Source organism: Virgisporangium ochraceum (assembly GCF_016863655.1).
Taxonomy (GTDB): Bacteria; Actinomycetota; Actinomycetes; order Mycobacteriales; family Micromonosporaceae; genus Virgisporangium; species Virgisporangium ochraceum.
In genome coordinates this window covers 118,861-131,394 of the sequence record NZ_BOPH01000083.1, presented here as the reverse complement: position 1 = coordinate 131,394, position 12,534 = coordinate 118,861, and the positions used below count along the sequence as shown (strand labels likewise).

Here is a 12,534-nt window from a genome sequence, read left to right as displayed (position 1 = left end):
CGTTCGCCTCCCTTATGCGTCGATCGCGTCGCGGTCGACCCGCCGGGCCGACTCGACCAGCCAGTTCCGGCGCGGCTCGACCTTCTCGCCCATCAACAGGTCGAGGACCCGCTCAGCGGCGTCGACGTCCTGCATCGTGATCCGGCGTACCGACCGCGTGGCCGGGTTCATCGTGGTGGCCCACAGCTCGTCGGCGTCCATCTCACCCAGTCCCTTGAACCGCGGAACCGGCGTGATCACCTGGCGCCCCGACTTCTGCAACCGGGCGACCGTCTGCTCCATCTCCGCCTGCGTGAACGTGAAGATGGTCTCGGCGTTGCGCCCCTTGGTCTGCACCTTGTGCAGCGGCGGCATCGCCGCGTACAGCCGACCGAGCTCGATGACCGGCCGCATGTACTTGGCGAACAACGTGATCAGCAACGTGCGGATGTGCGCCCCGTCGACGTCGGCGTCGGCCATGATGATGACCCGCCCGTACCGCAGCTGCGCCGGCTCGAACGTGCGCCCGGTGCCGGCACCGAGCACCTGCACGATCGAGGCGACCTCGATGTTCTTCAGGGTGTCGGCGAGGCTCGCCTTCTGCACGTTGAGGATCTTGCCCCGGATCGGCAGCAGCGCCTGGTACTCGGACGCCCGCGCCATGCGTGCCGAGCCGAGGGCGCTGTCCCCTTCCACGATGAACAGCTCGCTGCGGTCGACCCCGGTCGACCGGCAGTCGACCAGCTTCGGCGGCATCGACGCGCCTTCCAGCGCGGTCTTGCGCCGTGCCGCGTCCTTCTGCTGCTTCTGTGTGAGGCGGACCCGCGCCGCCTCGACGATCTTCGTGAGGACGATGCGCGCCTCGGTGCGGGTCCTGCGGTCCTCGACCCACCTGCGGAGCTGTTGCTCGACGACGGCCTGCGTGACCTTGGTGATCGCGGCCGTGCTCAGCTCGTCTTTCGTCTGCGAGGTGAACTGCGGCTCGGGGATGCGCACGTGGACGACGGCGGTCATACCCTCGAGCACGTCGTCGACCGTGGGCGGGTCCTCCTTGGGACGCAGCAGGCCGCGCGTGTTGCGGATCGCGTCGGTGAGCGCGCGCACCGCGGCCCGCTCGAAGCCGCGGCGGTGGGTGCCGCCGTGGGTGTTGCGGATCGTGTTGGTGAAGCACTCGACGGTCCGCTCGTAGCCCGTGCCCCACCGGAGCGCGATCTCGATCTCGGCCTTGCGCTCGACGTTGGCCCGCATCACGCCGTGGTCGTCGGCGGCGTTCTCCTTGTACCGGCCCTCGCCGGTGATCATCACGGTGCCGCAGACCGGCTTCTCCCCGGCGGGGGTCAGGTAGTCGACCATGTCGAGCAGGCCGTGCGGATAGGTGAACGTCTCTTCGCCCTCGGGCGTGCGCAGCACGTAGCTGACGCCGGGCACCAGGAACGCGGTGTTGCGCAGCTTGCTGCGGACGGCTTCGACGTCGAGCGCCGCCCCCGGCTCGAAGTAGCGCTGGTCGTACCAGTAACGAATGGATGTGCCGGTGGACGCGTTGCGCTTCATCCGGCCGAGCACGTGCAGCCCGGCCTCCGGCGTGAACGGCGCGTCGGGCCCGTCGCCGTCGAAGACCCCCGGCACCCCGTTGCGGAACGACATGTGGTGGACCTTGCCGCCACGACTCACCGTGACGTCGAACCGCAGCGACAGCGCGTTGACCGCCGAGGCGCCCACCCCGTGCAGGCCACCCGAGGTCTTGTAGCCCGACCCGCCGAACTTGCCACCGGCGTGCAGCCGGGTGAGCACCAGCTCGACCCCGGACAGCCCCGACTTGGCGTTGATGTCGGTCGGGATGCCCCGCCCGTCGTCGTCGACCTGCACGGATCCGTCGTCGTGCAGGGTGACCACGACGCGCGTGGCATGCTCGGCAACCCCCTCGTCGGTGGAGTTGTCGATGATCTCGTTGGCGAGGTGGTTGATGCCGCGGCTGTCGGTGGACCCGATGTACATGCCGGGCCGTTTCCGGACGGCGTCGAGCCCCTCGAGATGCGTGAGGTCATCTGCCCCGTACAGGGACTCGGCTTGTGCAGTCAACTCGGCGTACTCCACTTCCGGGCGGATAGTGCCCGGCGAGCCTAACCAGGAGGTGCGACAAGTTCAGCGACGGGCGGCCGGGCGTGTCGAGTTTCACCGGAATGTCGGTCCTTCGGTCCGGCCCGGACAGTCGACCGCGGAGGGTCCCCGGATGGGTTCCCTCCGCGGTCGAACGTGTCGTCAGCGTCGCGCGCCGAGCCGGTACATCCCCACACCGGCCAGCAGCATGAGCAGCGCCAACAGGGCCAGACCGGCGATGCCGGCTCCGGTCAACGCCAGCGCCGCCGGAGCTCCACCGGAACGGGCGGCGATCACCGTCGCCCCACCGGACCGCGAGCCGGTCGCGGTGACCGAGACCGGCGTCCCGCTGCCGCTACCGGTGCCGCTACCGGCGCCGGTGCCGGGTCCCGGGTCGGAGCCGGGTTCGGTCCCCGGCTCCTCTTCCCCGGAGCCGCCGCCGGAGCCGCTGCCGGAGCCGCCATCCGTCCCGTCATCGCCATCGACGCCGCCCAGGACGACGGCGGCATCGAGCGACAACGGCCCGAACCCCACCGAGGCCCCGATCGCCGCACCACTACCGACGGTGACCTCCGCGTCGACGGCCACGGCAGCGCCGAGGCCGACCTCCGCGTCGACGTCGACGACATCGCCGAGGCCAACCTCAGCGTCGACGGTCGCGGCGTCGCCCAGGGCAACCTCCGCGTCGACGGTGGCAAGCGATCCACCCTCGGACGACGACCCGACGGTCACCTCCGCGTCCACCGCGAGAAGCCCACCGTCCGAAGTGGACTGTCCGCCCACCGTCACGTCCGCGTCGACGGCCGCGAGCGACCCGTCACCATCCGACGACGATCCCACGGTCACGTCCGCATCCACGGCGGCAAGCGAACCCCCACCCGAAGATGACGAACCCACACTCACGTCAACATTGACAGCCGCGACCGGCGCCGACGGAGCGCCAACGGCGGCCGTCACAGCGACACCCGTCCCGCCCGGGGAAGCCGGACGCCGAGCCGGTCCCGTGATGCTGACGCTGACAAGGGAGTTCCCCCCATCCGAATCCGAGCCGCCATGCCGGCCGAGGCCGAGGTCGGCGTTGATCGTCAACACGGACGCCGGCGGAACCGGCTCCGTAGTACTTGTCTCGGCGGACGCTGCCGTCGAGCCGAGGGCCCAGGCCGCACCGGCGAAGCCGGCGGTCACGAGGCCACGAAGGATCCAACGATTCATGGTGCACCTACCAGGATTGAGAATGTGTAGTGGCGTCTCGTTCCTGGTGGGGTCAGCCCGGCCGATCCGGCGGGCCACGGGCCGGCAGGCCCACGCGGGTCACCGACTCCTGCGGAGCGGTCCGCCCTGCCGTCGTCGGCCAGGCAAGCTTCAGTGCGAGCGTCGCCGCACCCGCGGGCGCCGCCCGGTCACCCCCGGCCGCGCCCACCCCGGCGCCCGGCGCCGTCGTGAGCAGGGCGGACCCGTCCGGTAGCGGTTGCGGCCAAGGTCCAAACGGCAAGGTGACGCGCATGGGCGCGGGCCGGCTACGTCCGCTTTCCGCCGTACCACCGAGCCCCCGCGTGGACCCCGACCCGAGCGAGCGCACCACCACCCACCGCCCCCGCAGTCCGGTAACCGGATCCACGGAGTCCGACGGAACAAAGGCCACCACCAGGAATCCGTCCCCAGGCCCCAGACCAGGTGCCGAGACCCCAGGCTGTGCGACCCCGGGTACGGGGATCCCAGGAGCAGAGATCCCAGGTATGAGAACCCCTGGTACGGCGACCCCTGGTACGGCGACCCCTGGTACGGCGACCCCTGGTACGGCGACCCCTGGTACGGAAACCCCTGGTAGGGAGACCCCGGGTAGGGAGGTCCCCGGGATCACGACACCGGGCACGTAGATCCCTGGCACAGAGAGGCCGGGCACGTAGATGCCAGGGACCGAGATTCCCGGAACCGATACTCCGGGAATCGCGATCGGGGGAAGGGAGGCCGGCGGCGCCGGGACAGACGGCGTCGACATCGGCGGCAACGTCACGGACGGGACCGAGACCGGCGGAACTGTCACCGACGGAACAGTCAACGGCGGAGTCGTGATCGGCGGAGTCGTGATCGGTGGCGTCGAGGTCGGCGGCACGGACACCGAGGGCACCGTCACAGGTGGCACCGTCACAGGTGGCACCGTCACAGGTGGCACCGTCACCGAGGGAACGGTCACCGAGGGAACGGTCACCGAGGGAACGGTCACCGCGGGCACCGATACAGGAGGCACCGACACAGGAGGCACCGAGACAGAAGGCGTCGAGAGAGAAGGCGCCGAGACAGAAGGCACCGTCGGCAAGGGTAGGCCGGGCAGGCCATCCGCAACCGCGGGCTCCGTACCCCACGATCCCAGCAGCTCGGCCGCGACCGCCACCAGTGCACCCGCACCACCCGCCACCAGCAGGCGGGCCAGATGCCCGAACCTGCCTCGCGAAGCGATGCCGATACGCCGTTCCATGACTGCGAAGTGTGCTCTTCCAGCTACTCAGCGTGCAATGGCCGGCACCCGAGCTGCACCCGGCACTCGGACCAACGGGCCCGGCCCGGTGCCCGATCGCCCGACAGACGCTCACCCACCCACGAGTGCATCACCCAGCGGAGTGCGCCGGTACAGCACCGAGCGGCCCGCCCTCGCCCGGTCGACCAGGCCGGCTTCGAGCAGCACCGCCAGGTGGTCGCCCACCGCGCCTACCGCCAGCCGGTTGGCCCGGGCGAGCTGGGTCGTGCTCGCGGGTTCGGCCAGTGCTACCAGGAGCTGTGCCCGCGACCGTCCGATCAGGGCCACCAGCGCGTCCGCGGGCCGCTGCCCCGACGGCTCCAGCAGGGCGGCCGTCCCCCGCGCGGGATAGATGACCGCCCTTGGCCACGGGTCGTCGTGGTGGGCGGCCAGGCCGGGCCACACGAACACCGAGGGCACCAGGGTCAGCCCGGCGCCGCCCAGGGTCACCGGACCGCCGGGCATACGGGCGATCTCGATGCCGCCGGCGTTCCAACGGACCGCGTCGTGCAGGCCGGAGAGGGCCGCGGCCCACCCGCCCCGGCCCAGCTCGCCGGCCCGGTGCACCACATCGCGTTCGCAGATGGCGCGGAGCTGGGGCCAGTCGGGAGCCAGCAGTTCGTGCCAGGCGGTTGCCAGGGCGTCGGCGATCCGTGCCACGGCAGAACGTCCGCTCAATGTTGCGCGCACACGTGCGTCCAATAATGGCTGGCGCCCGACGAAGCGCCTGATCTCGGCGCGCGCGACCGACGGCGGCGTCGCCCTGATCATCGACAGGTCGTCGTCGATGGACTGGGTGAGGCTCGCCGGCGGCGGCGCGATGAAGCCGGCGCCCTCGCGGGGAAGGTACAGCGCGAGCACCGCGTCGAGCTCCGAGTCGCGGCGCAGCGCGGCGAACCGCGGACGCAGCCGCGCCCGCCACGCCGGCGGCAGCGCGGAACGGCCGGTGCGCCCGTTGAGCGAGCGGAGCAGGCTGTGCAGCTCGAACATCGGCGAGACGGCGAACCGCGTGGCGAGCAGGTCCTCGGGCGTCACCTCGAACCGCAGCACGCCACCGACCTTACGCCCACGAACGAAACATTCGCCGCACCGGAAGGGAACGACGAAGCTGGCACCGTGACGACCTACGGGGGAGTGCTCGCCGAGCCGCGGTTCCGCGCTGTGTTCGTCTGCCGGCTGCTGGCGGTGGCGGCCGAGACGCTGCGCATCCTCGCGCTGTCGGTGCTGGTGTACGACACGACCGGGTCGCCGTTCCTCGGCGCGCTCGCGTTCGGCGCCGGCTTCGTGCCGCAGGCGTTCGGGGGCGTGCTGATCGGCGCGCTCGCCGACCGTGCGCCGCCGCGTCCGCTGATCGTCGCCGGTCACCTCGTCGCCGCCGCCACGACGGCCGCGCTCGCCGCGTTCCCGTTGCCGGCCGGGTGGTGCATCGCGGTGGTCGCGGCCGCGGCCTTCGTGGCGCCGGTGTTCAGCGGCGCGTCCGGCCGCGTGGTCGCGATCGTCCTCACCGGCGACGGCTACGTGCTGGGCCGCTCGCTGCTCGGGATGACCGGCTCGGCCGCGCAACTGGTCGGCCTGGCCGCCGGCGGCGCGGCGCTCGCGACGCTCGGCGCCCGTCCCGCACTCGCGCTCGGTTCCGCGGCCTGCGTCGCCGCCGCCGTGTGGTCGGCCGTCGGCCTGCGCGGCCTTGTCGCATCGTCGAAGAGCGATGGGACGCTCGTGAGCGCGAGTTGGCGTGGCACCGTTCTCTTGTGGCACGACCGTACGGTGCGTCGCCTCCTCCTGGCGATGTGGCTGCCGTCGACGTTGCTGGCTGGCGCCGAGGCGCTGTTCGTCTCGTACGTCGGCGCCGACAAGGCGGCCGTCGCGCCGATGTTCGCCGCCGTTCCGGTGGGCATGTTCGTCGGCAACGTGGTCGTCGGGCGGTTCGTCGACGCGGAGCGGCGCGAGCGGCTGGCGGCACCGCTGGTGGTGCTGATGGGCGCGCCGCTGACCGTTCTCGTCGTGACGCCGCCGCTCCCGGTGACCCTCGTGCTCCTGGTCGCCTCCGGCGCCGGCCTCGGCTACTCGCTGGGCCTGCAGCGCCAGTTCCGCGACGCGGTGCCCGAGCGGTTGCAGGGCCTGTCGTTCACGCTGCTGTCGACCGGTCTGATGACGGTGCAGGGCATGGGCCCCGTCGTCACCGGGGTGCTCGCCGAGTGGACCGGCGCGGCGCCGGCGATCGCCCTGGCCGGCCTGGCGACCGTGGCCACCGCGCCGCTGGCCCGCTACCAGCCGTGCGTGCCCGGCCCGCCCTTGAGCGGCCCGACGATGTCGGAGGTGACCCAGCCGCCGTAGAAGTCGCCCGGCTGCGGCGTGACCACCTCGCCGTCGACGGCGCATTCGTCCACAAGGGACGGATAGAACGCGAGCCGCCCGGTGAGCACCTCGTACCCGGTCACCGGCTCCTCGTACGACCACGCCGCGCGCGGTACCGTCGTGTCGCCGACGACCAGGTCCCAGTAGTCGGCGACGCCCTTGAACTCGCACACGGTGCGGCGCCCCGACCGGCGCAGCCCGGCGGCGACCGCGTCGCGCGGCACGTAGTAGACCGGCGGGTGCGAGGTCTCCAGCACCCGCACCGCCTCCACGGTGTCGACCACGGTGACCCCGTTGTGCCGCACGGTGATCCGCCGTGAGGTCGCCTCCACCCGCGGCGGACGCGGGTAATCCCATACCGACTCGGTCATGCGCCCATTATCCGTCAGCCACCCGGCACCGCTCGGGCCATGATCGAAAGTGTTGGCGACTTTGTGCTGTTCCGCGGGCGGTGGAACCGCGAAAGGTCGCCACCACTTTCGATCATGCAAGCGGGTGCGGTCCTCAATCGCGTTGGCGGTCCCGGGCGGCCAGGTACACGGCTCGGACCGCCAGGGTGCGCTCGACCTCCTCCAGGATCGGGGTGAAGAAGCGGCGCCGGTTCTCGGTGTCGAACATCGAGGTCACCGCGAAGTACATGCTCCCGAAACCGGCCAGCAGGGCGGCGTTGCGGGGCAGGGCCGCCGGGATGTCGGGGAACGCGGCCAGCGGTCGGGGTGGTTCGCCGATCCACTGCTCGGCGGTCGCCGGGTCGACGACGATCAGGCCGAGCACCACGAAGAACGCGAACAGCCACAGGCCCACGACGATCGCCTGCACGAGCTGTCTCGACGCGAGCATCACCAGGAGGCTGTTGATCTGCCGGTCGGTGAGCGGGGGTGGGCGCAGCGCACCGTCGGAGGCGAGCGCGTCGACGGGTACGCCGTCGAGCGGGGTGCCCTCGCATGCCTTCTTCAGCCGCGGCACGCGCAGGTCCTGCTCGACCTTGCCGATGTCCTCCCGGAGCCGGCCGGCGGCGGCCAGCACCGTGACGCCGACGAACAACGCGAGCACCGCGACCAGCCGCCACCACGTCATCCGGTTCATCGCCTGCCACAGCTCGCCGGTGAAGAAGAAGAACAACGTGACGAACAGCAGCATCGGCAGGGCCCGGCTCTGCAACCGCAGGGTGTTGCGCAGGTCCTGCCAGGCGTTGCGGACCGAGCGGGCGAGCAGCGGCAGCACCCCGAACAACGTGGTCAGCCGCGCCACCTCGAACAGCGCGACGAAGATGAGGCTGAAGCCGACCACCGCCCCGACGAAGCCGGTGCGGCCCTCGGTGATCTCGCCGGCGCCCACGTCGGGGGAGGCGACGGTGCTCGACACCGCCAGGTCCAGCAGCGGAATCAGCAGCGGCATCGCGCCGTACGCCACCAGCACGAGGATGACCGCCCGGCGCGGGAACGTCGGCAGCAGCCGGAACCGGTTGAGCAGGATCCCGGCCACGACCCCACCGACGAGCACGACGAGGACCGCGACGAACCGGCCGACCGGCGACACCTCGTCGCGCAGCGGCCACAGCAGCCCGGTGACCGACACCAGCGCCAGGAACGGCACCATCCGCGGCAGGATGTGGCTGGCGAAGCTGTAGTCGGCGATCAGTACCGGCATCCCGCGACGGATCAGCCAGCCCTCGGTCTGCCGCACCACCGAGGGCGAAACGGTAACGGTCACGCGGCAGATCATCGCGGACGGGCCGCCCGTCCGCACGTCGCCCGGCGGGTCAGCCGGGGCAGCGCCAGGTGACGAGGTCGGTCTCCGTCGAGCCGATGAGCGTCGTCCCGTCGGGGCCGACCGCGTGCACCCCGGCGTCGGGGGTGTCGCCGAGCGTGATCTCGCGGGCCCTGCGGTCGGGCGCCACCAGGACCCGCGTGTCCACGTCCCCCGCCACGACGAACCATCCGGTGCGGCTACCGACCGGCACCCCGACCAGGTTGTCGAAGATCTCCACCACGCCGGTGCGCAGGTTCCACCGCACCGGGTTGACGAACGCGGCCAGCGGTGTCTGGCCGTCGCTGAAGGTGACCTGCATGCCCGCGGACGTGCCGTACAGGTGGTCACCCTCCAGGGTGACGCCGATCATGGACCCCCCGGCGCGGAGCTGGCGCGGCACCGCGACCGACAGTCGTTTGCCGTTGGACCTGTGGAGGACGACGGTGCCCGCACCGGGGTCGCTGTCGGAGCGTCCGCGCACCGACACCACCGTGCCGTCGTCGCGGATCCCCAGCGGTCGCGCGCCCGGCTCGGCGATGACCCGGTGCCGGTCGGGCGCGCCGGACGGCCACACGACGAGCGCGGTGGTGCCGTCGGACCGTTCGAGCAGGCCCAGGGCGTCACCCCGGCCGTTGACGTGCGTCACCTCGGCCCGGTCGAACCCCGCCGGGGTCGGCAGCGTCCGCACGGTGCCGTCGCTGTAGGTCCAGTTGAGGGGGGACGCGGCGTCGTCGTGACCGACGACGGTGCCCGACCCGTTCACGTCGGTCGCGGTGACCTCGGGCGTGGCGCCCGCGACGGTGAACACGGTCGGTTCGCCGCGGTTCCACCAGCTGATGCGTTCGACGCCGCCGGTGCCGACCACCTGCTCCGCGTTCGGGTCGGCGGCGTGGAAGCCGGCGGTGGCGTCGGCGACCCGGCGCAGGGGCGTCGCCCAGCAGCCGGTCTCGCCGGACAGGGTGGCGGTGCGGTGCACGACCCGCGGCTTCGTCGACAGGCCGGCGGCCTGGTCGCGGCGGTGGTCGAGCCACGTCGCGGCGCCCACGCCGGTGACCACGAGGGTGACGACCGTGAGCGCGGCCGTGACGACCGACGCCCGCCGCCACCGCCGCCGGGAGCGCTTGCCCCGGTCGAGGAGCGTCTGCGGGTCGAGGCTGGTCGACGGCACCGGGGACTCGCGCATCAGCGTCCGGACCTCTCTCATCGTGGAGTCGTCGCTCATGTCGAGCTCCTCAGCTCGCGTACCTGCGGCGTCTCCCCGACCCCCAGCACCCGTCTCAGCATGATCAGGCCCCGGTTCGTGTGGCTCTTCACGTTGCCCTCCGAGCAGCCGAGGATGCGGGCGACCTCGGCGACCGGCAGGTCGCAGAAGAACCTGAGCACGAGGACGGTGCGCTGGGCGGAGGTGAGCTCGGCGAGCGCGGCGCGCAGCGAGTCGCGCTCCTCGACGTGGTCGTCGGTGGTGTGCGCCTGCTCTGGGACCCGGTTGGTGAGCAGTACCCTGGCCCAGCGCATGCGGCGCTCGTCGGCGTACTTGCGGACCAGGACGCGGTGCACGTAGGCGTCGATGTTCTCGGCCGCGCGGACCCGGTTCCAGTGGCGGTACAGCGACGTCGTGGTGGCCGAGACGATGTCGTCGGCCCGGTACGGGTCACCGCAGAGCAGGTACGCGGCGCGGTGCAGTGCCGGCAGGCGCGCCGTCACGTACTCGACGTACTCGCTGTCCCGGTCCATGTCCGCCTTTCCGCGCCGCTTCCCCTGTCAGACGCGCGGCGCCCGGGCGCGGGTTGCGTTCGGACATAACTCGCGTTCTACGCGAGCAGGCGGCGGACGGCGCTGGGTGGCTCGCCGAGGTGCTGACGCATCGTGCGGCACAGGTGCGCCTGGTCGGCGAACCCGAGATCGGCCGCGAGCGCGGCGAGGTCGTCGGCGCCGGCCTCGAGCCGGTCGAGTGCCCGCTCGACGCGGACCCGGTTGCGGTACCGCGTGACCGGCACCCCGAGGTACCGGCTGAACGCCCGGCTGAGCCGGAACGGCGACACGCCCAGCAGGGCGGCGAGCGGCAGCAGCCCCCCGGCGGCGGGGTCGTCGGCGCGGATCGCCTCCCGGGCGCGCGCGACCAGGGCGAGGTCGTGGTGCGGCGGCTCCCGGAGGTCGGGCGTCCGCACGACGCCGGCCAGCAGCGCGACCAGCCGCTCGACGACCGCGTGCTCGACGTCACCGGCACGGGCCGCCCTCACCAGCCGCCGGTGCGCAAGGTCGACCCGGGCATCGACGTACACGGCGTGACCGGCCGGCCCACCACCGGTGAGCGACGGCCCGGGCTCCTCTCGGGTGAGCGCGCGCCACAGCGCCGGCCCGATCTGGACCGACGTGCACACGTCGCCGCCGGCCGGGTGCGCGAAGTGCTCCTCGTCGCCGGGGAGGCCGAGGTAGCCGACGCTCGGGTCGAGGTCGGCGACCTGCCCCCGCACCCGCCGGCGGAACCGGCCCCGCCGCACCAGCACCAGCCGGTACGCGGCGTGTCCCTCCGGCGGCGACCAGCCCGCGCCGTGCCGGCCGCCGAGCGGGCTGCACGTGACCGCGGCGACCGTGAGCCCCGGCCGGGCGGCCAGACCAACCACTGACAACACCCGACCGACGTTACGCCCCGGGTACGACAGAAACCCGCCGCAAACATGTTCAAGCCGCGGCACCCGGTGCACGGGCAGGCTCGTGGACCGGAGCCGGGCACAGGGCCCGGCCACCGGAAGGGAACACCGCGATGACAGTGACCGCCATCATCCTCGACTGCGCCGACCCGGCCGCCCTGGCCGACTTCTACAGCCGGGCGACCGGTTGGAAGGTCACCTCCGCCGACGACGACTTCGTCTACCTCGGCGACGGCGGACCGGTCCAGCTGGCGTTCCAGCGCGTGTCCGGCCACGTGGCACCCGACTGGCCCGGCCCGGCGAAGCAGGCCCACCTCGACATCCGGGTCGACGACATCGACCGGGCCACCGCCGACCTGGTGGCGGCCGGCGCGACGAAGCCGGACTTCCAGCCCGGCGACGGCTGGGTGGTCCTGACCGACCCGGCCGGCCACCCGTTCTGCATCAGCGCGGGCTGAGCAGCGGGAGCAGCGCGGCCGGGTCCTCGACGTGGGCGTTGTGCCCGAGCCCGGGCAGCGTGACCGGCTCCGGGACCAGGGCCGCGAGCTGCGCGTCGGAGACCATCGGGTCGAGCTCGCCGCGGGCCAGCGTCACCGGCACGGTGGCGGCGGCGAGCAGCGCGGCCATGCCGGGCTCGCCGACGCCGAAGGCGGCCGGGTCGAACGTGGTGCGCCAGCCGTCGCCCGTCGCGGTGACGGCCGCGTCCAGCGACGGGTCGTCGGGGTCGACGAGACCGTCGAGGCCGGCCACCCGGAGGTGGCGTCGGACCGCCTCGGCGCGGGTGGCGAACGTCTGCGCCGGGCGCCCGGCCAGCGCCGCCGCTCTGGCCAGCTCCTCACCGGTCCACTGGACCTTGATGCCGACACCGACGACGGCCCGCACACCCGGGCGGGCGGCGAGGTGGAGCGCGACGACGCCACCGAACGAGTGACCGACGACCACGGTGCCGCGCGGGTCGACCAGGCCGGCGACGGCCTCGGCGACGGCGGCGAACGAGTAGGCCGGCAGGGGTGGGGAGCCGCCGTGGCCGGGGAGGTCCGGTGCGACCCACGCGGCGCCGTCGAGGTGTCCGGCGAGGCCGGTCCACACGTCGGCGGTGGCGCCGAGGCCGTGCAGCAACAGCAGCGTCGGCGGCCCACCGCCGCCGGAGCGGACGCGCAGATCGTTCATCGGACCAGCATCGCC

General features: G+C 72.7%; 11 protein-coding genes. 2 read left to right on the top strand and 9 right to left on the bottom strand.

Annotation, left to right across the window (positions count from 1 at the left end):
- Positions 1-12: 12 nt before the first annotated feature.
- The 3 genes from Voc01_RS29420 to Voc01_RS29410 form a co-directional block, all read right to left on the bottom strand.
- Positions 13-2,058 (bottom strand): DNA gyrase/topoisomerase IV subunit B, encoded by a 2,046-nt coding sequence (locus Voc01_RS29420; RefSeq protein WP_203930837.1) that lies wholly within the window; start codon positions 2,056-2,058, stop codon positions 13-15.
- Between the two features lie 180 nt (positions 2,059-2,238).
- The gene (locus Voc01_RS29415; protein ID WP_203930836.1) at positions 2,239-2,934 is read right to left on the bottom strand and encodes a hypothetical protein; all 696 of its coding nucleotides are present in this window, start codon (positions 2,932-2,934) and stop codon (positions 2,239-2,241) included.
- 1,729 nt (positions 2,935-4,663) lie between these two features.
- Complete coding sequence (locus tag Voc01_RS29410) at positions 4,664-5,641, bottom strand: ArsR/SmtB family transcription factor (RefSeq protein ID WP_203930835.1); 978 nt, start codon at positions 5,639-5,641, stop codon at positions 4,664-4,666.
- A gap of 66 nt (positions 5,642-5,707) precedes the next feature.
- On the opposite strand from Voc01_RS29410, the gene Voc01_RS29405 reads away from it, so the two are divergent.
- Positions 5,708-6,925 (top strand): MFS transporter, encoded by a 1,218-nt coding sequence (locus Voc01_RS29405; protein ID WP_203930834.1) that lies wholly within the window; start codon positions 5,708-5,710, stop codon positions 6,923-6,925.
- On the opposite strand, the gene Voc01_RS29400 is transcribed toward Voc01_RS29405, so the two are convergent.
- The 5 genes from Voc01_RS29400 to Voc01_RS29380 all read right to left on the bottom strand — a co-directional run bounded on the left by Voc01_RS29400 (position 6,856) and on the right by Voc01_RS29380 (position 11,331).
- Positions 6,856-7,317, bottom strand: a complete 462-nt coding sequence (locus tag Voc01_RS29400) for a DUF427 domain-containing protein (RefSeq protein WP_203930833.1) — start codon at positions 7,315-7,317, stop codon at positions 6,856-6,858. The two genes, Voc01_RS29405 and Voc01_RS29400, sit on opposite strands and share 70 nt — an antisense overlap.
- 133 nt (positions 7,318-7,450) lie before the next feature.
- Entirely contained in the window at positions 7,451-8,659 is a 1,209-nt protein-coding gene (locus Voc01_RS29395) for a hypothetical protein (RefSeq protein ID WP_203930832.1), read from the bottom strand.
- Between the two features lie 49 nt (positions 8,660-8,708).
- Positions 8,709-9,920: a hypothetical protein gene (locus Voc01_RS29390; RefSeq protein ID WP_203930831.1), complete on the bottom strand. Its 1,212-nt coding sequence runs from the start codon at positions 9,918-9,920 to the stop codon at positions 8,709-8,711.
- Positions 9,917-10,432, bottom strand: a complete 516-nt coding sequence (locus Voc01_RS29385; RefSeq protein WP_203930830.1) for a SigE family RNA polymerase sigma factor — start codon at positions 10,430-10,432, stop codon at positions 9,917-9,919. Before Voc01_RS29385 ends, Voc01_RS29390 begins: the two co-directional genes overlap by 4 nt.
- A 77-nt stretch (positions 10,433-10,509) precedes the next feature.
- Positions 10,510-11,331 (bottom strand): AraC family transcriptional regulator, encoded by an 822-nt coding sequence (locus Voc01_RS29380; RefSeq protein WP_203930829.1) that lies wholly within the window; start codon positions 11,329-11,331, stop codon positions 10,510-10,512.
- Between the two features lie 131 nt (positions 11,332-11,462).
- Between Voc01_RS29380 and Voc01_RS29375 the strand changes: the two genes are divergently transcribed.
- Positions 11,463-11,807 carry a VOC family protein gene (locus Voc01_RS29375; protein ID WP_203930828.1) on the top strand — a complete coding sequence of 115 codons (345 nt, stop codon included), beginning with the start codon at positions 11,463-11,465 and terminating at the stop codon, positions 11,805-11,807.
- Here the strand turns inward: Voc01_RS29375 and Voc01_RS29370 are convergent.
- Positions 11,794-12,519: an alpha/beta fold hydrolase gene (locus Voc01_RS29370; RefSeq protein WP_203930827.1), complete on the bottom strand. Its 726-nt coding sequence runs from the start codon at positions 12,517-12,519 to the stop codon at positions 11,794-11,796. The two genes, Voc01_RS29375 and Voc01_RS29370, sit on opposite strands and share 14 nt — an antisense overlap.
- Positions 12,520-12,534: the final 15 nt, after the last annotated feature.